Source organism: Cognatilysobacter terrigena, assembly GCF_004361065.1.
In the GTDB taxonomy this organism is placed as follows: domain Bacteria; phylum Pseudomonadota; class Gammaproteobacteria; order Xanthomonadales; family Xanthomonadaceae; genus Cognatilysobacter; species Cognatilysobacter terrigena.
Genome location: NZ_SELT01000024.1, coordinates 26,462 through 47,957, shown reverse-complemented (window position 1 = coordinate 47,957; position 21,496 = coordinate 26,462). Strand labels below are relative to the sequence as shown.

Genomic DNA, 21,496 nt, shown 5'->3' with positions numbered 1-21,496 from the left:
TGCGCTGGGCCGGGTGAGTGAGGGCCGCTTACGCGGCATCGCCGCGTGGCCCTCGCGAACGACCGCGCCGCTGGCGCGGGCCGGATGATGGCAGGCCGCGCTTTGCGCGGCACTGCCGCGCAGGCCTGACGGAACGCCCAGCGCGCTGCGCTGGGCCGGGTGAGTGAGGGCCGCTTACGCGGCATCGCCGCGTGGCCCTCGCGAACGACCGCGCCGCTGGCGCGGGCCGGATGATGGCAGGCCGCGCTTTGCGCGGCACTGCCGCGCAGGCCTGACGGAACGCCCAGCGCGCTGCGCTGGGCCGGGTGAGTGAGGGCCGCTTACGCGGCATCGCCGCGTGGCCCTCGCGAACGACCGCGCCGCTGGCGCGGGCCGGATGATGGCAGGCCGCGCTTTGCGCGGCACTGCCGCGCAGGCCTGACGGAACGCCCAGCGCGCTGCGCTGGGCCGGGTGAGTGAGGGCCGCTTACGCGGCATCGCCGCGTGGCCCTCGCGAACGACCGCGCCGCTGGCGCGGGCCGGATGATGGCAGGCCGCGCTTTGCGCGGCACTGCCGCGCAGGCCTGACGGAACGCCCAGCGCGCTGCGCTGGGCCGGGTGAGTGAGGGCCGCTTACGCGGCATCGCCGCGTGGCCCTCGCGAACGACCGCGCCGCTGGCGCGGGCCGGATGATGGCAGGCCGCGCTTTGCGCGGCACTGCCGCGCAGGCCTGACGGAACGCCCAGCGCGCTGCGCTGGGCCGGGTGAGTGAGGGCCGCTTACGCGGCATCGCCGCGTGGCCCTCGCGAACGACCGCGCCGCTGGCGCGGGCCGGATGATGGCAGGCCGCGCTTTGCGCGGCACTGCCGCGCAGGCCTGACGGAACGCCCAGCGCGCTGCGCTGGGCCGGGTGAGTGAGGGCCGCTTACGCGGCATCGCCGCGTGGCCCTCGCGAACGACCGCGCCGCTGGCGGGGGCCGGATGACGGCAGGCCCGACGGAAGGCCCAGCGCGCTGCGCTGGGCCGGATGAGCGGTCGCCGCGCGGCCAGCGGCGCACGCCATGTTCACTGGTTATCCAATTGCTGACGCGCTGAAGTCGACGGGGTCTGTCACTGCCCGGACAAACTTCCCGCAACGGCGACGGCGCGCCCAGGCCACCCCGTCACGCAGTCGCGCGGCGTCAGCGGCAACGGCGCGTCGGCCCGGATCGCCACGCGCGAGGTCGAGGCTGCGAGCAGGCGCACATAAGCATCGGTATAGACCGGCGCGCAGCGCAGCGACAGGTGCGACCACTCCGGAATGTCGAGCCCCTGCAATTGCGGATGGTCGTCGACGTGGATGCCGACAGCCTGTGCGCGAGCGAGTAACGCGTCCCAGCCGAGCCGCCGCGGAATGCGCTGTTCCTCGCGAATACGCAACGGGCCGGACGATGGTGGCCGCACGAACACGACGTCACCCCCGCGCGCACGGATGCGCGCGACCGCGGCCTGCGTCCTCGCCAGCGTGGACTCGATCGTCTTCGCATCGACCGGCGGCCGCGGCGGACGTCCCGGCATATCGAGCCAGGCTTGGCGTGCTTGCGCGCGAAGGTGCGGATCGGTCTCGATCTTGGACCATAGCGACGCCTGTCCGCGCTCATCGACCTGGATCAACTTCCACGGGCGGTAGTACCAGGACGCGCCGCCGCGTCGCTGCCCGCGATCCGCGGTGTAGACCAACGTGCTGAGCCGATATGCGGGATCGATGAACGCGAAATAGCGCTCGAGCAGCCGCGACAGCAGGTAGCCCGTACGTTGCGACGGCATCTCGCTGTGGGAGCGATCGAGCGCGCGCTCTCCGTTGCCAAGGCCGTCGCGGAAGTACGACATGTCGGCGAGCCCGACGATGAGCAGGCCGTGGAAATTCGGGTCGTTGGCGACGTCCTCGAGGACCGGTCGTGCGTTCGAGCCCGGCAGAGCGAGCTGCAACGGACGCACGCCGGTGAGTTGCTGGAAACGGTCGAGGTCGGTGTCGAACAGGATGCGCGAGTCGCCGACGATGGCTACGGGTACATCGCCCACGTCGATCTGCCGGCGTGCCGCGGCCCAGCCGGAGAGCTCGATCCCGTAGTCGCCGGCACGCAAACCGACACGCCGCATCTGCCACTCCCAGCCGGCGATCGCGATGACGGCGAGCAAGACGGCCGTCGCAGCGATGCCACGCCACGGCTGGGGTGGCACAGGGCGAACCGGTACCGGCTGCGCTTCGCCCGGGCGATCTGCAGCAGTGGCGCGCACCGCATTGGGCAGCGCTTCAAAACTGGAAATAGATGAAGGCATTGCCCTCTCCCTGTTCAACGACCACCGCGAACGCCATGGCCGCCCAGCCGATTGCGATGGCGGGTGCCGGGATGCGTGCGACTACTGCTTCGAGCGTGGTGTCGCGCATGCGCCAGTGCACGGCCACGATCGACGTCATGATCAGCGCGACGGCGATCAGCTCGAACGCCGACAGCAGCGGCATCGGATGCGGCGTCGCGCCCGCCATGCCACGCAGCATCGTGAACGCGCCTTCGAACGTCTTCGACCGGAAGAACACCCACGTCACGTTGATCAGCGCGTAGGTGAGCAGTCCGAGTCCGAAGAACGTGAGCGGCCCGGGTCGCCAGTGTCCAAAGCGCGAGCGCAGCATGCGTTCGCCGGCGAGGTACAGACCATGCAGCCCGCCCCAAGCGACGAAGGTCCAGTTCGCGCCGTGCCACAGGCCACCGAGCAGCATCGTCAGCATCAGCGCGATGTAGGTGCGCGCGGGACCATGGCGATTGCCACCGAGTGGAATGTAGAGGTAGTCGCGAAGCCACGACGACAGGGTGATGTGCCAACGTCGCCAGAAATCCGAGAAGCCGACGGCGGCGTAAGGGAACCGGAAGTTGTCGGGCATCGCGAAGCCGAGGCACATCGCTGCGCCGATCGCCGTCGTGGAGTAGCCGGCGAAGTCGCAGAAGATCTGTCCGCTGAAGGCGAGCGTGCCGATCCACGCATCGAGCGCGCCCGGCGCTGTCTTCGCATCGAACACGCCTTCTGCCGGCGGCGCGAGGAAACCATCTGCGAGCACTACCTTCATGAAAAGACCAAGCGTCATCAGCGCTAGGCCAAAGCGGATCGCGTCGCCGCTCGCGCGGCGCGGCTGCTCGAACTGCGGCACCAGCTCGGTCGGCCGCATGATCGGGCCGGCGACGAGGTGCGGGAAGAACGTCACGAACAGCGCGTAGTCGAGGAAGTTGCGCGCGGGCATCGCGCGGCGCAGGTAGACGTCGAGCGTGTAGGACAACGTGGCGAACGTGTAGAACGAGATGCCGACCGGAAGCACGATGTCGGACTTCGGCGGCTGGTAGGCGACGCCGAGCGAGTGCATCAATGCCGCGAAGTTGTCGAGCGCGAACTCGCCGTACTTGAACCACGCCAGCATGCCGAGGTTCACCACCACCGACAGCAGCATCCATGCCTTGCGCGCGAGCGGTCGCTGCGCATGCACCAGGCCCTGCGCCGCGTACCAGTCCACTACGGTGGAAATCCACAGCAGGATGATGAAAGGCGGATTCCACGCGGCGTAGAACAGGTAGCTCGCGAGCAGCAGGTTGACCTTCCTGGTCGTCCAGCCCAGCGGCAGCGAATGCATCGCCAGCACGAGCACGAAGAACACCGCGAAGGTGAGCGAGTTGAAGACCATGGGCGGGCTCCGGCGCGTGGCGCGCCGAGCTCTTATAGGGCAGGCCCGTGCGGCACGGCGGCCGCCCGTCGGGTGCGGGCGTTAGCGATTCGTTAGACGACGCGAGCGCAAATCCGCCAAGGGAGCAGAACGCGAATCACTTCAAGCGCACCTGGAGACGGACGTCGATATGCCGCGTCAGGGCGCAAAGGACTCGACGTCCGGGCACCAGCGTACGAGCCGCCGCGCGCAACGACCGCTTGCAGCCGAGAACCGACATCAACGATGAGAAATGCTGCTGTACTTAGTTCCTGCCGTACCCGCCGCACTACCTCAGTAGCCCGCATCACGCCGCCACGGTGCGTGGCACGATGTCGCGGCGAGCGTCAGTTCCATTTCAGCCAGTCACCCGGCTGCAACACCTGCACGTCGATCGACTTGCCCGCCGAGATGCGCCGCAGCTCGCGCTCCACGTCGGGCTGCTCCGCGTAGCCTTCGGCACCCTGCACGCCGTAATGGATCGGCACGATGCATCGCGCGCCGAGAATGCGTGCGGCGTCGACCGCCTGCGCGGGCGTGAGCACCGCGGGTTGATCGCTCGCAGGCTGGCGCCATGAGAAGCGCGCGCCGTTGATGGGAAGGAATGCGACGTCGAACGGCCCGAGCTGGCGACCGACATGCCACCACGCGCCGTGCCACATCGTGTCGCCTGCATGCAGCACGCGTCGACCGCCGGCCGACACCACCCACGACACCTGCGGATCGCCGTAACCGTCGGAGGCCGGCACCGGGGTCGCCGTGAAATCGCCCAGCAGGATCGGGCGGAACAGTTCCGCTGGACGCGTACGAATCCCGCGCGCCGCAGCAAGTTCGGCGACATCGGGCAGGCACGCGAGCACGCCGTCGCGACCGAGTACACGGCTCAGCAGATCGACATCGAAATGATCCGGATGCCGGTGGCTGACGAGCGCGAACTGCTGTCCGCGCGTCGACTCCGGCGCCATCAGCGGCGACTTCAGCGCGTCGCCCCACACGGCCGTGTTGTTCAGCGGATCGATCAGCAGGCTGTCGTCGCCGAGTTCGAGTTGCAGGCCCGCCCAGCCCAGCCGCCGGATGCGCAATGGTGGCGCGGCGGCGCGCACGAAGCGTGGCAGTGCGGCCGCAGCGATCGCGAGCGCGCTCGCGCCGAGCAACCGGCGGCGCGTCGGCGACTGCACGCTGCTCATGCGGCCACCACGTTGAAGCCGAGCAGTCGCGCGCCCGTCTCGCTGCGCGGCCGGTGCCGGCTCCCCGGCGAGAAGCTGACCACGCTGCCCGCGCCGAAACGCCGATCGCCTTCGATCACCTCGCCCTCGAGGACGACGTAATCCTCACCGTCCGGATGCTCATCGACGTGGGGCCACGTCGCGCCGGGCGCGAACTCGACCACCCACCAACGCGCCGCCTGGGATGTCGGCAGGTCGCGGCGGATGCAACCGTCGCCCACGGCGATGGCGGGTATGGCGTCAATCGACGACGCAATGGAGGGATCGGTCGACACGGCAGGCTCCGGCCAGGCGATGGATGCATCGCGACAGCCGCAAGTCTTGTTGGCGTCCGTGATCGCCACAAGCGCGATGATTTCGGTGCAGCCACAAATTTCGCTTGGGTCACGAGACTCGCGCCTACCGAAGTAATCGTAGGCGGTAGCACCGTCCGGGCTCGACCTCGTCGCCGGCCGCACGATGTCGACGCGCGTCGTTGGCGACGAACGCGCGGCGGTCGCATCGCAGTCGAGGAGTGACTCGGCCGCGAATCGGCACGGCGATTCGAACGTGTGGACGGTCAGGTTGCCTTGCAGGCGATAGGCACCATTCGACCGATCTCGAGCATGAGCTCCGATCCCTTGCCGCGGATCGTGTTCGGTCCATTGCTGTACGCGAACCCGGACGCGACCGGCTGCTGCTGCAACTCGATCGCCTGCCCGTTGCGCTTGAGGCTGGCCACGCCCTGCGCCGGGAAGAACTTGACCGACACCGATTCGCCGTCGGCGCAGCTGTAGCTCACCTCACGGTCTGCAGGTGAGCTGTCATTCGAGACCATCGGCGTGCACGCCGCCCGCAGCGGCGACAGCGAGAACGCTCGCAAGCAACGCTTTCATCGGAATCTCCCGCGTCGGTGGAGATACGGATTCCATCCCAAACTGCGCGCCACCGCACGGCCTGTCGTCGGTTGGGGCCCGGCGAGACCCCGTGCAGCGTGGGAACGTCCGTATCATGGCCACACGAAGGCCGCCGGCCCGGGGGGCAGCAGTGATGACCCATGCGGAACGGCATGTACTTGCCGGCGGCGGTCAGATGGGCGAGCGCCTGCGGAGCATGGACTGGAACGACACGTCGCTCGGTCCCGTCGACGCCTGGCCGGAAGCGCTTTGCACGCTCGTCGCGTTGATGCTGGCATCGAACCAGCCGATGTACATCGTCTGGGGGCCGTCGAGGGCGTTCCTCTACAACGACCATTACGTCCCATTCCTCGGCGCCAAGCATCCGCGGGCGATCGGACGCGACATCCTCGACGAGGTGTGGCCGGAGATCCGCAGCGAGCTCGAACCGCTCATTGCAGCGGCCGCGGCCGGCGACCCGGTGCATATCTCGAGCATGCGACTCATGCTCGAACGCAACGGTTATCCGGAAGAAACGTACTTCTCGTTCTTCTTCGCGCCGGTGCGCGATGACTCCGGCACGGTCGCCGGCATGTTCGGCGCATGCAGCGACATCACCGCGCAGATGCAGCTGCAACGCGAACTGTCCGCGAGCGATGCGCGACACCGCCAGGTGCTGGCGAACATGGACGAAGCGTTCGTCCTGTTCGATCGCGACTTCCACATCGTCGAGGTCAACCCCGTCACCGAACGGTTGACGCAACTCCGTCGCGACCAGCTGATCGGGCAACTGCACTGGGATCTGTTTCCCGGCACGCTCGAGTCGCCGCTCGGCGAGATGTACCTGCGCGCACGCGCGACCGGCCGCGCGGAGAGCATCGAATATCACTACCGGTTCGAAGACGGGCGCGAGCGCTGGTTCGAAATCCGCGCATTCCCCGTCGAGGAAGGATTGGCGGTGTTCTTCCACGACATCACGCAGCGCCGCGTGGAGGCCGAGGCCGCGATGCTCGCCGCCGAGCGCGTGCAGCTGGCGCTCGATGCGGGCGCTATCCTCGGTACGTGGGTCTGGTTGATCCCGGAAGACCGCATCAGCGGCGACGGTCGATTCGCCCATCTGTTCGGGCTCGACGAACAGGCGTGTCACGAAGGCATTCCGCTGGGCATCGCATTCGATGCGATCCACCCCGACGACCGCACGCGCGTGAGCGCGGCGATCGACCATGTGCTCGCGCGCGGCGGCGCCTATCGCTGCGAGTACCGCGTGCTGACGCGCGACGGCACGTGGGCCTGGGTCGAGGCGAACGGGCGCGTCGAAAAGGACGAGACGGGGCGACCCGTGCGCTTCCCCGGCGTGCTGCTCGGCCATGACGAGCGACACCGCGTCGAAGCCGAACGCGATCGCGCGCTCACGCTGCTGAGCACTTTCACCGAGACGGTTCCGGGCGTGGTCTATGCGAAGGATCGCGAGGGCCGGCTGGTCGTCGGCAATCGTGGCGTCGCCGAACTGCTGGGCGTGCCGCAGTCGCAGTTCATCGGTCGTACCGATCTGGAACTGCTGGCCGACCGGTCGCAGGCGGAGGCGATCATCGCGACGGACCGCCGCATCATGGCGAACGGTGTCGCCGAGCAGGTCGAGGAAGAGGTGCAGCTCGCGGACGGCTCGCCGGCGACGTGGCTATCGACCAAGGCGCCGTGGTTCGACGATCAGGGCAACGTGATCGGCCTGATCGGTGCATCGATCGACATCACCGAGCGACGCCGGATGATGCAGGAGCTGGAGCAGTCGGACCGACGCAAGGACGAGTTCCTCGCCATGCTCGCGCACGAACTGCGCAACCCGCTGGCCCCGATCCGTACGGCCGCGGAGTTGCTGCGCCTGGCGCCGGGCGACGAAGCGCGCGTCAACAAGGCCGCGCAGATCATTTCGCGACAGGTCGCCCACATGACCGAGCTCGTCGACGATCTGCTCGATGTCTCGCGCGTGACGCGTGGGCTCGTCGAGTTCGAACGCGAACCGGTGGACATGCGCGCCGTCATCGCGGCCGCCGTCGAGCAGACCGAGCCCACCATGCAGTCGCGTCGGCACACCCTGGCGGTGGAGACCACCGGCGGACCGGCGTTCGTACTGGGCGACCGGCATCGGCTGGTGCAGGTCGTGTCGAACCTCCTGAATAACGCGGCGAAGTACACGCCTCCCACGGGTTCGATCCGACTGGCGCTCGCCGTCACCGCCAGCGAGGTATCCATCGACGTGATAGACAACGGCATCGGCATGGAAGCCTCGCTGCTGCCGCACGTGTTCGACCTGTTTACACAGGCGGAACGCACGCCCGATCGCACGCAGGGTGGGCTGGGTATCGGGTTGGCGCTGGTGCGCAGCATCGTGCGCGCGCACGGCGGCAACATCACCGCATCGAGCGAGGGCCTCGGGCAAGGAAGCACGTTCAAATTCCTGCTTCCGCGCGCCGTGGTCGACCAGGAGCCGGTCGTGATTCCCGCACCGACTCGCATGTCGGCGTCCAAACGGACGGTCATGGTGGTCGACGACAATCGCGATGCAGCGGACACGCTCGCAAGCGTGCTGCGATTGCTCGGACACGATGTCGCCGTAGCGGCGAGCGGCGCCGAAGCGCTGGGGATGCTGGAGCAGCGCGCGGAGTGGGACGCTTTCATCCTCGACGTCGGCATGCCCGACATGACGGGCCACGAGCTCGCCGGCCGGCTCCGCACGCGCCTGCGTCAACCCGCCAGTCGTTTCATCGCGCTCAGTGGTTACGGGCAGCGCCACGACGAAGCGGCATCACGCGCCGCCGGGTTCGATCACCATGTGGTGAAGCCGGTCGATATCGATCACATCGCCACGCTGCTGTCGCAGTGAAGATGCGTTCGCGTAATGACGTCGTCGTACGTCGACCAGGCGTCAGCAGTTTCCGTTGACGTCACGGGACAGCAGATAGGTCATCCCGAAGCCCAGCGTCGAGGCGTCAATTGACAGGCGGGTGATCTCCATCCGCCCGTTGAACTCCGCGATCTGCTGGATGCGCTCGATCGCCAATGGGCGCAGCTCCGGCGCGACGCGGTTGATCAGGTCGACCGATACCTCCTCGAACCACGCCACAAGCCGCGCGTCGGACTCGCCGGACTCCCGCTTGCGCGCGGTCATCAGCGCAAGCCGGGCCAGCTCGATCTCAAGGTCCGCACGGCTTAGCAGTCCATCGCCATGGGAGGGGGAAAGCGGCATTGAATCGACATCGGCCTTATGCGCGGTAGCGCACATTAGTCGATGAGCGACGAAGCGAGGTGAAGGAAGTCGTCGCGGTCCACGTCGGCGACGACGTATCGAACGGCACCGAGACAGCCCCCCTAGGGTGCCCATATCGCAGCGAGGAGGATTCATGCGGGTGAAGATCTTCCATCGGGACGATGGCGCGACGGTCGTACTGCCCCTGGACCTCTGGGGGTCGATGCCCGCGGAGTTCGAAGGCGTGTTGGAGGTGGGCGACGCCGACCTCGACATGGCCTGCCTGAGTACGCCATTCCTGACGGCCCTGGGCCTGAAGGGCTACTGCGTGGCCCTCGGGTCGGACGTCGCAGCGGTGCTGAGCTGCATCACGCAGTGGAAGGAACCTTTCACCTTCGAGTCGATCCATCACGCCAGCGCGCATGGGCTTCGGCCCGACGCGCACGAGCACCGGTCCGCGCCATCGGGTTTTACGGGCGAGGCGTAGTCACCAATTCGGCGGTGCGAACGACGGCAGTCGTTGGTCCGTGGCCGGCAGTCTGCGCGGTCGACGAGCGCACGCGTCCCCCGCTCCATTGATATTCCGGACGTCTCGTCGCGCGCGAACCGGGGTGACGTGGCTCGAGAAGGACGGGCGCCCGAGATAACCCCGGCCACCCGTCGCGTGAGACCGACGAGTGCATTAGTGACGAGCAGTCTCCTTTGCCTCGGCCTTCTTCTCCGCGCGCTCCTGTTTCGGGGTCTCCGTCGTGACACTGACGATCTGGCCCGAGTGGACGTCGACCAGGACTTCGGTGATGCCGGCCTTGCCCGGGCGCGCGATGTCGAACGACCACACCTTGCGATGTTTTTCCGTCTCCAGCTCCGCACTCTTGATCGTTCCGTCGTGCACGCGCCCGAGCGCGATGTGTTCCGCACGCGACCGCGACAAGAGCGCCGATGCCGGATGCGTGGTCGCGCATGCGACCGCGCTGCCCAGCAGGACGACGAGGGCAATCGAAATCTGTGTGGATTCAAGCCTCATGAGGTTCGCTCCGATCGTGAGTGCCCACCATGGGCAGCTCCGGCGAAGCGCGTCATGAAAGGCGGCTCAGCCGCTCGTTAGCGGCGGCCGCCGATGAGGTGGCGGGTTCGCGCCAGCGGCGGTTGTGCGACGACGGACGCGGCCCGCCGCTCCGAGCGCGTCGGCCGCCGGTCGAGCCCACGCTCCCGAACCGCGCAGTCCGTCCCGAAACACCACGCCTACGGCCGCTCAAGCCCGACGCTTTCCCGTCGTAGGGCTCTGGCACGCCCATTGCACACGTCCTGACGTCAGCCACCGGCCACACGTTTCGAGACCGACGCAATGAGAATCAAGCGTTTCGTAGCCCCCGACATGCGCACCGCCCTGAAGATGGTGCGCGAGGAGCACGGCCCCGACGCCGTCATCCTGTCGAACAAGCCGGTGCACGGCGGCATCGAGATCGTGGCCGCCACCGATTACGACGAGGCGCTGGTGCAGCAGGCGCTGCGCAACGCCGCCGAGGAGCCGGAGCGCCCGGTCACCGCGCTCGACACGATGCCGGCCTTCGCCGCCGCGCCGCTGCGCACCCGCCAGCTCGAGACGGTCGCCGCGAACGCGGACGCCCCGAAGTCGATTTCCCGCGCCGACGCCATGATCGCGGCGCTCGCCAGCAACACGCCGCAGGCCGCGGCCACGCGCAGCGCCCTCGCCGAACGCGCCCGCGCCGCGATGGCCGACGCCGAAAAGCCGGCGCCGGCACTGTCGTCGATGTTGCGCAAGCCCGCGCCGGCGGTCGAAGCCGCACCGCAGCCCAAGCCCGAACACGCCGAAGCGAAGTCGACGCGCGCCGGCGACGATTTCCGCGCCCTGCTCCGCCGCCTCACCGACGAGGACGAGCCGACCGCCACGTTCAGCTCGCGCGCCACCGAACTCGCGCAGGCCGAAGCCGAATACGTGCAGACGCGCGCCCAGGCGCACGTCGAAGCCGCCGCCTCGCTCGACGACGTCGTCGAAGCGCCGGTCGCCGCCGCCGTCGAAACGCCGACGGTGGTCGACGTCGAGATCGTCGAGATCCCGGCGCCGGTGGCCATCGCACCAGTCGTCGAACCCGTCGTCATCGCGACGCCGGTCGTCGAAACGATCGCCGCCACCGAGCCGACCTTCGCCGAACTCGTCGCCACGGCACCCGTCGCCGCGCCGCGCGCACCGCAGACCTATGTCGATGCGTTCGATCCGCTCGCCGAGATGGCCGCGGTGCAGGCGCCGGCGCCGGTCATCGCGACGGCGCCGCAGCAGATCGTCACCGTCGCCGCGCCGCCGACCCTGCAGCTCGTCGTCAACCAGTCCGAAGATCCGACCATCGTCGCAATGCGCAACGAACTCGCGTCGATGCGCCAGATGATCGAACGCCAGATGGGCCAGTTCGGCCTCGAGCGCCTGCGCGGTTCGCCGGCGCGTGCGCTCGCGTTCGAAACGCTGCAGGCCTACGGCATCGACGACACGCTCGCGCAGACCATCGCGTCGCGCATCGATCCCAAGCTCGAGCCGGCGAAGGTCAAGGCGCCGTTGCTCGCCGAACTCGCGCGCATGCTCACCATCGCGCGTTCCGAACCGCTCGAAGACGGCGGCGTGTTCGCGCTGATCGGCCCCACCGGCGCCGGCAAGACGACCACGCTCGCCAAGCTCGCCGCACGTTTCGCGCAGCGCCACCGCGCCCGCGACGTCGCGCTCGTCACCACCGATGTCGAACGCCCGGGTGCGCGCGAACAGCTGCACGCGCTGGGTCGCAAGCTCGGCATCACCGTGTGCGAAGCAGAAGGCCCCGAAGGCCTGACCGACGCGCTCGACCAACTCGTCGACTACCCGCTCGTGCTCGTCGACACCGCGGGCTACGCGGCGCGCGACAAGGCGCTGCTCGGCCAGGTCACGTGGCTGCGCGCCACGCGCAACCTGCGCTCGCTGCTCGTGCTGCCGGCCAACCTGCAGCAGCAGGACATGTCGGAAGCCGTGCGTCGCTACCGCATGGCTGCGCCGGAAGCGGTCGTGCTGACGAAGCTCGACGAAACCGGTCGCCTCGGCAGCGCGGTGTCGGTGGCCATCAAGCATGGCCTGTCCCTTGCATATACGACTGCAGGCCAGCAGGTGCCGGCCGACCTCGAAGCCGCGGATGCCTCGCGACTCGTGCTCCAGATCGAAAAACTCCGTCGCGCCGCCGACAACCCGCTCGCCACCGAGGACCGCCATGTCGTCGCCTGATCCCATCGCCGCCACGCGCATGGCCTCCGCCAACGATCCTGCCGGCCCCGTCCGCGTCATCGCGGTCGCCAGCGGCAAGGGCGGCGTCGGCAAGACGTCGGTGAGCGTCAACCTCGCGATGTCGCTGCAGAACTCCGGTCAGCGCGTGTTGCTGCTCGACACCGACCTCGGTCTCGCGAACGTCGACGTGATGCTCGGCCTGTCGCCGCGCTTCACGCTGAGCGACGTGTTCGCCGGCCGCTGCGACCTCGCCGACACGCTGATCGAAGGCCCCAACGGCCTGCTCGTGGTGCCCGCCGCCAGCGGCAAGCGCCACATGACCGAACTCACGCCGGCGCAGCACATCGGCCTGGTGCACGCGTTCTCGCAACTCGACGTGCCGATCGACGTGATGGTGGTCGACAACGCCGCCGGCATCGCCGACAGCGTGCTCACCTTCTGCCAGGCCGCGCAGGACGTGGTGGTCGTCGTCTGCGACGAACCCGCGTCGGTCACCGACGCCTACGCGCTGATCAAGGTGCTGTCGCGCGAACGCGGCGTCACCCGCGTGCAGGTGCTCGCCAACCAGGTCGGTCATCCGAGCGAAGGCCGCCAGCTGTACGACAAGCTCGAACGCGTCACGTCGAAGTTCCTCGACGTGACGATGAACTACCTCGGCGCGATTCCGCGCGACGAATGGCTGCGACGCGCCGTGCAGCGCCAGGAGGCCGTCGTCGACGCCTTCCCGGCCGCGCCGTCGTCGATGGCGTTCCGCGAGATCGCCAAGCGCGCCGAAAAGTGGCAGACACCGGCGGGCCCGCGCGGCCACGTCGAATTCTTCATGGAACGCCTGATTCCGACGGCGCGGAGCGCGACCGCATGAGTACGACCGCCACTGCAGTGAAGGCCAACGCCTACAAGCAGACCCGCAGCGCGAGCGACGGGTTCGACGCCAACGCGATCGTGGTTCGCCACGGCGAACTCGTGCGTCGCATCGCGCACCACCTCGCCGCGCGATTGCCCGCGAGCGTCGAAGTCGACGACCTTATCCAGGCCGGCATGCTCGGCCTGATCGAAGCGGCGAAGAACTTCCAGGCCGACCAAGGCGCGGCGTTCGAGACGTATGCCTCGATCCGCATCCGCGGCGCGATGATCGACGAGATCCGTCGTGGCGACTGGGTGCCGCGCAGCGTGCATCGTCGTTATCGCGACGTGGTCGCGGCGACGCGCCAGGTCGAACAGGCGAACGGTCGCGCGGCGAACTCGGCGGAAATCGCCGAAGTGCTCGGCGTCTCGGTCGACGACTACCACCACATGCTCGAAGACGCCTCGCGCGGCCAGCTGCTCTCGCTGGACGAGCAGATGGAGGAATTCGACGGCGAACCGCGCCTCGCGGCCAGCTGCAACCTCACGCCGGCGCGCGAACTCGAACACACCGTGTTCCGCCAGGCGCTCGGCGAAGCCATCGGCAACCTGCCCGAGCGCGAGCAGCTGGTGCTGTCGCTGTACTACGAGCAGGAAATGAACCTGCGCGAGATCGGCGCGGTGCTCGGCATCAGCGAATCGCGCGTCTGCCAGATCCACGGCCAGGCGATGCTGCGCCTGCGCGGTCGCCTCGGCGACTGGCGCGACACGGCGACCGAGCACGCTGCGGCCTAAGCGATCGCGACGGGTGGGGTGAAGCCCTGCCCGGTGACGCGTGATGCGGTCCCGATTCGCTGGCGCTACGTGCCCGGCCAACGGCGCCGACGTCCACATGTGACGCGGTTGGCGGTTGTAGCAAGCGAATGGTCTTCCGCGTCGCGACGCGCCGTGATCCGTCGCACGCCATTTTCGCCCGCGGCGCCACTCAAGAACTCCCCCCACGAGCCGATAGCTCCCCAAGGACCGCCCGGAACCCGTCCATGGACAAGAACATCAAGATCCTGATCGTCGACGACTTCTCGACGATGCGCCGTATCGTCAAGAACCTGCTCAACGACCTCGGGTTCTTCGACACCACCGAAGCCGAAGACGGCAACAGCGCGCTCGTCGAGCTGCGCAAGGCCAAGTTCGACCTCGTGATCACCGACTGGAACATGCCTGGCATGCCGGGCATCGACCTGCTCAAGCACATCCGCGCCGACGCCGCGCTGCAGAAGACGCCGGTGCTCATGGTCACCGCCGAAGCCAAGCGCGAGCAGATCATCGAAGCCGCACAGGCGGGCGTGAATGGCTACGTCATCAAGCCGTTCACCGCCGGTGCGCTGAGCGACAAGCTGACCAAGATCTTCGAGCGCATCGAGGCCGCGGCATGAACGCGGCGGCCGCGGTCGTCTCGCCCGAACGCGACGCCATCGTCGAAACGCTGCAGTCGGCGCTGCGCGCGCTGGAAAGCGGTGACGACGCCGGCTGCCGCGCCGCTATCGACGGCCTCGTCTCGTGGCGCACGCAGCCGCTGGTGCAGGGCATCGTGCGCCTCGCGCGCGAGCTCGCGGTCGCGCTCGGTGACGACGGTCGCAACGCCGGCGCGGCTTCGCTGCCGGACGCGTGTGCGCGCCTCGAGCACGTGGTGCAGCTGACCGAATCGTCCAGCATGCGCACGCTCGACCTGATCGACGAATGCGGCCGCCTGCTCAATGCGCTGCCGGAACCGCAGAGCGATGCGCAGCGCGACGCCCTTGCCGGTCTGCGCTCGCGCTTTTCCGAGATGTCGATCGCGCAGGGTTACCAGGACCTTACGGGCCAGATCATCCTGCGCGTCGTCGAACTGGTGCGCGCGGTGCACACCGGTCTCGGCGACATCGTCGGCAGCGCGCACGAACCGCTGCACCTCAACGCGAACAACAACCGCGGCCACGGGCCGGCGGTCGCCGGCGTCGATCCGACGCCTGCCACGCAGGACAACGCCGACGAACTGCTGTCGGCGCTGGGTCTCTGACGCACGGAATCTGACGGCATGAGCGCAACCGACGGCATGAGCGAGATCTGCGCGGACTTCCTCGTCGAAGCCCGCGAGATCGTCGACCAGCTCGGCGAGCAGATGGTGGTGCTCGAACGCGCGCCGGAAGATCGCGACGCGCTCAACACCGTGTTCCGCGGTTTCCACACCATCAAGGGCGGCGCGGGCTTCCTCGACTTCCCGCCGATGGTGACGTTGTGCCACGCCGTCGAGGATCGTCTCGACGTCGCGCGCAACGGCACGATGCCGCTCGACGGGTTCGCATTCGATGGCGCGCAGCAGGCGATCGACCTGCTCGCCGACATGCTCGAATGCGTCGCGCAGGGCCGCGCATTGCCGGACGTGCCGCAGGGCCTGCTCGACAGCATGCACGTCGACGGCCACGGCGGTTCGCATGCCGCAGCGGCTCCGGCCGTCACCGCGAGCGACCTGCCCGACAACCTCGACGATCTCGATTTCGATTCACTGCTCGATGCGTTCCATGGCAAGGGGGCGCTCCCCGGCGCCGTGGTGGTGTCCGAAGCACCGCCACCGGCTGCCGTCGCCCCTGCGCCTTCTCCCACCCAGGTCGCGCGTCCGGAACCCGTTGCGGGCGGACGTCGCAGCCCGGCCGCGAACGACGCCGGCGAAACGACGGTGCGCGTCGACGTGCGCCGACTCGACGCGATGGTCAACCTCGTCGGCGAACTCGTGCTCGCGCGCAATCGCCTGAAGACGATTCGGCCACGTCTGCGCGATGAAGACCTCGATCGTGCGGTCACCGCACTCGACGCCGCGACGTCGCGCCTGCAGTCCGCCGTGATGATGGCGCGTATGCAGCCGGTCGGCCGCGTGTTCTCGCGCTTCCCGAAACTGGCGCGCGATGTCGCGCGCCAGGTGAAGAAGTCGGTCGAACTCGAAGTGATCGGCGCGGAAACCGAACTCGATCGCAACCTCGTCGAAGCCCTGTCCGATCCGCTGGTGCACCTCGTGCGCAATGCGATCGACCACGGCATCGAAGCGCCCGACGTGCGTCGCGCCGCAGGCAAGAACGAGCAGGGCAACGTGCGTCTTTCCGCGCAGCAGGAAGGCGATCACGTGATGATCGAAGTGCGCGACGACGGTGCCGGCATCGATCCCGACAAGATCCGCGAGAGCGCGATCCGCAAGGGCCTGATCGACGCCGAAGCCGCTGCGCGCCTCACCGCCGACGAATGCCTGCAGCTGATCTTCCTGCCGGGCTTCTCGACGAAGTCGGAAGTGAGCGATCTCTCCGGTCGCGGCGTCGGCATGGACGTCGTGCAGAGCAAGATCCGCGAGCTCGCCGGCACCGTGCAGATCCATTCCGAGATCGGCCGCGGCACGCGCATGGCGATCAAAGTGCCGTTGACGCTCGCCATCCTGCCGACGCTGCTCGTCGAAATCGACGGCGACGTCTACGCGCTTCCGCTCGTGCGCGTCGTCGAAGTGCTGGCGCACACCGGCGGCAATGCGATGTGGATCGACGGCCAGAGCGTGCTCGACCTTCGCGAACAGCCGACGCCCGTGCTCGACCTTCGCACCTGGCTCGGCCTCGACCCGTGCGAGAACGGCGCCGCGACCGGCGTTGTCCTGCAGGCCGGTGAGCAGCGCTTCGTGCTCCTCGTCGACCGCGTCCGCGGCCGCGAGGAAGTCGTCATCAAGGCCCTGCCCCGCACCCTGCGCGGCCTGGCCGGCTACGCGGGCGCCAGCCTGATCGGCGACGGCCGCATGGCGCTGATCCTCGACGTCGATTCGCTGCACGAAACCGGTGTGCGGACGCGGCGGGCGGTGGTGAACGGCTGATCGACAAGACGCTGCGTTCGCATGCGATGCAGCGGTGCCGCGCAATTCGGACAGCGGATATCCCGACGCGATGCGCCTAGTCGGGATACAGCGGCGCGTTCTTGAACGACAGCTGGTAGATCCGGCGACCCTCATCCGCTACGCGGCGCCACTGCGCGGGGGTCAGATCCGTGCCGTACGGGCGCGGACCCTCAGCCCAGAGACGGTCGAAGTCGCCGATACGGCGGCTCCTCACCAACTCGAGTACGTAGCTGTACGTCTGTACGCGTTCGACATCGCCTGCGTAGAGCGACTGTTTGCCGGACAGCGGATCGGCGTAGACGGCGAGCGCGCTTTCCCGGCCGTTCGCAATCTGCGCTTCCAGCCAACCGCGCGCGAGTGATCGCCGCCGCGCCGCTTCCTCGATCTGCGACACCATGGACTCGGGCGTTGACCACGCGTCGAGCGCATGCTGCGCGAACGCTACCTGCGCGGGGAGCCCTCCCGCGCGGCCTGCGCGCTCGAGCCAGACGAGGTAATCCGCGGTGCGTGCGGCGCCGACCGCTGCACAGTCGTCGTAAGCCGCGAGCTCGCGCTTCATCGCGTCTTCCATGTTCCGCCGTCGCACGTCCTCGTTCCTTGCGATAGGCGACCGATGCGCGAGCGCCTCCTGCCACTGCTCGACGATGTCCTCGCGCGGCCTGTCACCCAGGAGCGCGTGGCACCGGGCGGCGCGGAGACCGAGCGTGGTCGCGGCCCGGATGTCGCCTGCCTCGGCACGGACGCGCAGGCTCGGCTCCACCTCCGCGAACGGTCGCTCCCAACCGGGATCGGGCGCAGGCGCGGCCGGCGCGTTCGCAATGCTTTTCCTGATCGCGTCCATGCGTCGACGCGCGTCCTCCATGTCGCGTGGCGACGGCCGTGCGGGTCGCACCCCCGCAACCGCAGTACCGCGAACCGCGGCGGCGGGCTGGACGTCGCGGCCCCCGCGAAACCGGAACCCGACGTAAGCCGCAGCGGCAATGAGCGCTGCCATCGGAAGGACCATAAGCGCGCGCCTCATCGAGCCGCTCCCGGTGCCGCAACGGATCGAGCGAAACGCGCGGCACGTTCCTGCGCGGCCGCGTCGAGTCCCTTGCGCATCTGGTACTCCGTGAACGCGATGGCTGCGGGCCCCACGCGGTGTTCGCCGCGCGCGTCGCGGTAGGCCAGCAGCCAGCCGAGCGCTCGCTCGCGGTCCTGCGGATAGAGCGTGCCGAGCGCGTAAGCCTTCGCGAGTCCGAGCATCGCCTCCACGTTCCCGGCACGGCGGGCCTCCAACAACCACGCGCGCGCACGTTCCCGGCGCTGCGCGACCTCGGCCGCGTGATCGATCACCGCAACCGAAGTGGGAAACGCGGCGAACGCCACGTCTGCGTAGTCGACCATCGCACGCGGATCGCCCGCCTCGGCCGCGGCTGCCATCCAGCGCGCCGCTTCATCCGCCTCGTTCTTCGCACGGACGCCGTCTGTGCCTGCGCACAGGTCGTCCATCTCGGGCTTGGCCTCGATCACCGCATTCATCAGGAGCGTCTCCTCGCCTTGCCCGCCCGGGAGGATGTGTCGCAGCGAACCGATGGCTCGCGCGGCCATGCGGGCGAACTCGTTATCGGCGATCGGCTTGTAACGATGGCACTGCGCCAGCACACGGCCCAAGTGGTACGCCGCCGCGGGATCGCCGGCGGTGGCGCGGCGGGTCAGTTCCTGCCGGACCGAATCGAACGGACCTTCGGGAAGCGGCGCGTCGAAGCGCCGCCCGTCGGCCTTGCTGCCTTCAGCGTGACGCTGGGCCGGGTCCGACGCGGAGCGCCCCGTCGCGCCGGAAACGAAGGGCAGCGGGCGCCATACGATCAATACGGCGGCGACGGCCACCAAGGCACCACCTGCGGCCAGCATCCTTCTCGTCACTCGGCTGCCTCCTCCATGGACGCCCAATGATAGGCAGTCGAGATGGGCCGTCACCGCCCGAAACGCGCGCCGCGTCGCCGAATGGGGCACGCCGGGCGGCTCAAGAAAGCTGGCGTGCCATCCGTTAACAACACCGATGGACAGGCTCTCCTTCATCGGCGTCGTGCTCGCGCTGGCCGCTCTCGTGGGCGGCAGCGTGCTCAAGGGCGCGGGCATCGCCGGGCTGTGGTCGCCGGCGGCGTTCGTGATCGTGATCCTCGGCACACTCGCTGCGATCCTCGTGCAGACGCCGATGGCGACGTTCCGTCGCGCGATGAAGATCGTGCGCTGGGTATTCCAGCCGCCGGTGCGCGACGGCCATGCGCAGATCCGTCGTCTCCTCGAGTGGAGCAACACCGCGCGTCGCCAGGGTCTGCTCGGCCTCGAACCCGAACTTCCCGGCGTGCGCGACGACTTTCTGCGCAAGGGCCTGCAGATGGTGGTCGACGGCAGCGAACCGGAACAGATCCGGCAGACGCTCGAGATCGAACTGCAGAGCCAGCAGCATCGCGACATGGCGGCGGCGAAGGTGTTCGAGGGCATGGGCATCTACGCGCCGACGCTCGGCATCATCGGCGCGGTGCTCGGCCTGATGGCGGTAATGAAGAACCTCGCCGACCCGAGTCATCTCGGCCACGGCATCGCGGCCGCATTCACCGCGACGATCTACGGCATCGGTTCGGCGAACCTGATGCTGCTGCCGATGGCGTCCAAGCTGAAGGGCGTGATCAATGCGCAGGCGACGGAGCGCGAGATGATCATCGAAGGCCTGATCGCGATCGCGCAGGGCGAGAACCCGCGGAACATCGAATCGCGCCTCTCAGGTTATCTGCACTGATGGCGCGCCGCTTCGCCCACGAAGAGCACGTGAACCACGAGGCCTGGGCCATTCCCTATGGCGACCTCATCACGCTGCTGCTCGCGTTCTTCGTCGTGATGTACGCGATCTCGTCGGTGAACGCGGGTAAATACCGTGCGGTCGCCGACTCGCTCTCGACCGCATTCGGCGGCCCGCCGAAGTCGATGACACCGGTGCAGCTCGGCCGCACGCAGCTGCGCGGTTCGGACTACGACCGCCCTTCGCTCGCGACCGCCGGTGCACCCGGCCCGACGCGTGCGGCGCCGGTCGACGTGCCGCGCCTGCATCCCAACGTCGCCGAAACACCGGCGGAACATGCCGCGCGCGAGAAGGCGATGCGCGCGCAGCTGCAGGGCATCGGTGACCGCATCGGCGATGCGCTTGCGGGCCTCGTGCAGCAGAAGCTCGTGCACGTGCGCCAGGGCAGCGATTACCTCGAAGTCGAGATCCAGAGCGACCTGCTGTTCACCAGCGGCTCCGCGCTGCCGAGCGCGCTCGCGATCGACACCGTGCGCAAAGTCGCCGACGTGCTCCGCGACCAGCCGAACGCACTGCGCGTCGAGGGCTATACCGACAACCAGCCGATCGCGAGCGCGCAGTTCCCGTCGAACTGGGAACTCTCTGCGGCGCGCGCCGCGAGCGTGCTGCACGTGATGGCGGATGCCGGCATCGCGCCGTCGCGCCTGTCGATGACGGGTTACGCGGAATTCCAGCCGGTCGCCGACAACACCACGCCCGAAGGCCGCAACGCGAATCGCCGCGTGATGCTCGTCATCCTGCCGGCCGGCCAGGGCACCGATGCGGTGACGGGCGCCGACACGCGCACGCGCGTCGCGGGCGACATCCACCCCGACGGGAGGACCGGCTGATGGAGACCTGGGCGATCGCCAACCAGAAGGGCGGCGTCGGTAAGACGACGACGACGCTCTGCCTCGCACGCGGCCTCGTCGACGCCGGCTATCGCGTGCTGCTCGTCGATCTCGACCCGCATGCGTCGATGTCGCATGCGTTCGGCATTCCCGTCGATCCGCCGCCGCGAGGCTCGTACGAACTCTTCACCGACGCGACGCAGATGCTGTCGCGCCTTGCGCGGACGACGCCGGTCGAGCGTCTGTCGCTCTGCCCGGCGCAGCCGTCGCTGGCGACGCTGGAACGGCGCGGCGCGAGCCAGGCCGGGCTCGGACTTGCGCTCGGCCGCGCACTGCATGCCGCACGCGACGTTTACGACTACGCCCTGCTCGACTGCCCGCCGACGCTCGGCCTGCTGATGGTCAACGCGCTCGCCGCGGCCGATCGCCTCGTCGCGCCGACGCAGACCGATCCGCTCGCGCTGCACGGCCTGCGCGACATGCTGCGCACGGCCGACATGGTCGAGCGCTCGCGTCGTCGCCCGCTGCCACGCGCGATCATTCCGACGCTCCACGACAAGCGCACGCGCTCAGGCCAGCACAGCCTCGAGCAGTTGCGCGAGACCTACGGCGACCACGTCAGCCCGGACGCGATTCCGGTCGACACGAAGCTGCGCGATGCGATGGCCGTCGCGACCGGCGCGACGCTCGCGAGCCGCGGCGCCGATGCCTATCGCGAGGCGCTGCAGTGGCTCCTCGATCCCCTTTCCCTTGAATGCGAGGCCGCCTGA

At 68.7% G+C, this 21,496-nt stretch carries 20 protein-coding genes; 11 read left to right on the top strand and 9 right to left on the bottom strand.

Features of this window, described 5'->3' with window-relative positions:
- Positions 1-1,089: 1,089 nt before the first annotated feature.
- From EVS83_RS12815 to EVS83_RS12795, 5 genes are all read right to left on the bottom strand, one after another.
- Positions 1,090-2,157, bottom strand: coding sequence for a hypothetical protein (locus EVS83_RS12815; RefSeq protein ID WP_133501434.1), 1,068 nt, complete (start codon positions 2,155-2,157; stop codon positions 1,090-1,092).
- A 115-nt stretch (positions 2,158-2,272) separates the two neighbouring features.
- The gene (locus EVS83_RS12810; protein WP_133501433.1) at positions 2,273-3,688 is read right to left on the bottom strand and encodes an MBOAT family O-acyltransferase; all 1,416 of its coding nucleotides are present in this window, start codon (positions 3,686-3,688) and stop codon (positions 2,273-2,275) included.
- A 365-nt stretch (positions 3,689-4,053) separates the two neighbouring features.
- The gene (locus tag EVS83_RS12805) at positions 4,054-4,893 is read right to left on the bottom strand and encodes an MBL fold metallo-hydrolase (RefSeq protein ID WP_133501432.1); all 840 of its coding nucleotides are present in this window, start codon (positions 4,891-4,893) and stop codon (positions 4,054-4,056) included.
- Complete coding sequence (locus EVS83_RS12800) at positions 4,890-5,207, bottom strand: cupin domain-containing protein (RefSeq protein ID WP_133501431.1); 318 nt, start codon at positions 5,205-5,207, stop codon at positions 4,890-4,892. The genes EVS83_RS12805 and EVS83_RS12800 overlap by 4 nt, the downstream gene beginning before the upstream one ends.
- A 284-nt stretch (positions 5,208-5,491) precedes the next feature.
- Entirely contained in the window at positions 5,492-5,713 is a 222-nt protein-coding gene (locus tag EVS83_RS12795; protein WP_208108743.1) for an MliC family protein, read from the bottom strand.
- A gap of 248 nt (positions 5,714-5,961) precedes the next feature.
- Between EVS83_RS12795 and EVS83_RS12790 the strand changes: the two genes are divergently transcribed.
- The gene (locus EVS83_RS12790; RefSeq protein WP_166636901.1) at positions 5,962-8,688 is read left to right on the top strand and encodes a hybrid sensor histidine kinase/response regulator; all 2,727 of its coding nucleotides are present in this window, start codon (positions 5,962-5,964) and stop codon (positions 8,686-8,688) included.
- Between the two features lie 42 nt (positions 8,689-8,730).
- On the opposite strand, the gene EVS83_RS12785 is transcribed toward EVS83_RS12790, so the two are convergent.
- Positions 8,731-9,051, bottom strand: a complete 321-nt coding sequence (locus EVS83_RS12785; protein ID WP_133501428.1) for a hypothetical protein — start codon at positions 9,049-9,051, stop codon at positions 8,731-8,733.
- Between the two features lie 154 nt (positions 9,052-9,205).
- On the opposite strand from EVS83_RS12785, the gene EVS83_RS12780 reads away from it, so the two are divergent.
- On the top strand, positions 9,206-9,538 hold the full coding sequence (locus EVS83_RS12780; protein WP_133501427.1) for a hypothetical protein: 333 nt from the start codon (positions 9,206-9,208) through the stop codon (positions 9,536-9,538).
- A gap of 195 nt (positions 9,539-9,733) precedes the next feature.
- On the opposite strand, the gene EVS83_RS12775 is transcribed toward EVS83_RS12780, so the two are convergent.
- The gene (locus EVS83_RS12775; protein WP_133501426.1) at positions 9,734-10,075 is read right to left on the bottom strand and encodes a PepSY domain-containing protein; all 342 of its coding nucleotides are present in this window, start codon (positions 10,073-10,075) and stop codon (positions 9,734-9,736) included.
- A gap of 321 nt (positions 10,076-10,396) precedes the next feature.
- Here EVS83_RS12775 and EVS83_RS12770 point away from each other — a divergent pair, with 321 nt between their 5' ends.
- From EVS83_RS12770 to EVS83_RS12745, 6 genes are all read left to right on the top strand, one after another.
- Positions 10,397-12,310: an AAA family ATPase gene (locus EVS83_RS12770; protein WP_133501425.1), complete on the top strand. Its 1,914-nt coding sequence runs from the start codon at positions 10,397-10,399 to the stop codon at positions 12,308-12,310.
- Positions 12,297-13,172, top strand: coding sequence for a MinD/ParA family protein (locus EVS83_RS12765; RefSeq protein WP_133501424.1), 876 nt, complete (start codon positions 12,297-12,299; stop codon positions 13,170-13,172). The genes EVS83_RS12770 and EVS83_RS12765 overlap by 14 nt, the downstream gene beginning before the upstream one ends.
- On the top strand, positions 13,169-13,948 hold the full coding sequence (locus EVS83_RS12760; RefSeq protein WP_133501423.1) for an RNA polymerase sigma factor FliA: 780 nt from the start codon (positions 13,169-13,171) through the stop codon (positions 13,946-13,948). The genes EVS83_RS12765 and EVS83_RS12760 overlap by 4 nt, the downstream gene beginning before the upstream one ends.
- Before the next feature lie 245 nt (positions 13,949-14,193).
- Positions 14,194-14,586, top strand: a complete 393-nt coding sequence (locus tag EVS83_RS12755; RefSeq protein WP_133501422.1) for a chemotaxis response regulator CheY — start codon at positions 14,194-14,196, stop codon at positions 14,584-14,586.
- On the top strand, positions 14,583-15,209 hold the full coding sequence (locus EVS83_RS12750) for a protein phosphatase CheZ (RefSeq protein WP_133501421.1): 627 nt from the start codon (positions 14,583-14,585) through the stop codon (positions 15,207-15,209). Before EVS83_RS12755 ends, EVS83_RS12750 begins: the two co-directional genes overlap by 4 nt.
- An 18-nt stretch (positions 15,210-15,227) precedes the next feature.
- On the top strand, positions 15,228-17,033 hold the full coding sequence (locus tag EVS83_RS12745; protein WP_246022947.1) for a chemotaxis protein CheA: 1,806 nt from the start codon (positions 15,228-15,230) through the stop codon (positions 17,031-17,033).
- 76 nt (positions 17,034-17,109) lie between these two features.
- Here EVS83_RS12745 and EVS83_RS12740 read toward each other — a convergent pair whose 3' ends face one another.
- Positions 17,110-17,895: a hypothetical protein gene (locus EVS83_RS12740; protein ID WP_133501420.1), complete on the bottom strand. Its 786-nt coding sequence runs from the start codon at positions 17,893-17,895 to the stop codon at positions 17,110-17,112.
- 176 nt (positions 17,896-18,071) lie between these two features.
- Positions 18,072-19,115, bottom strand: coding sequence for an SEL1-like repeat protein (locus EVS83_RS12735; RefSeq protein WP_133501419.1), 1,044 nt, complete (start codon positions 19,113-19,115; stop codon positions 18,072-18,074).
- On the opposite strand from EVS83_RS12735, the gene EVS83_RS12730 reads away from it, so the two are divergent.
- Genes EVS83_RS12730 through EVS83_RS12720 form a run of 3 tightly spaced genes read left to right on the top strand, consistent with a single transcriptional unit; the run spans position 19,096 to position 21,496 of the window.
- Positions 19,096-19,836 carry a flagellar motor protein gene (locus EVS83_RS12730; RefSeq protein WP_133501418.1) on the top strand — a complete coding sequence of 247 codons (741 nt, stop codon included), beginning with the start codon at positions 19,096-19,098 and terminating at the stop codon, positions 19,834-19,836. The two genes, EVS83_RS12735 and EVS83_RS12730, sit on opposite strands and share 20 nt — an antisense overlap.
- Complete coding sequence (gene motD / locus EVS83_RS12725) at positions 19,836-20,726, top strand: flagellar motor protein MotD (protein ID WP_133501417.1); 891 nt, start codon at positions 19,836-19,838, stop codon at positions 20,724-20,726. The genes EVS83_RS12730 and motD overlap by 1 nt, the downstream gene beginning before the upstream one ends.
- On the top strand, positions 20,726-21,496 hold the full coding sequence (locus tag EVS83_RS12720) for a ParA family protein (protein WP_133501416.1): 771 nt from the start codon (positions 20,726-20,728) through the stop codon (positions 21,494-21,496). The genes motD and EVS83_RS12720 overlap by 1 nt, the downstream gene beginning before the upstream one ends.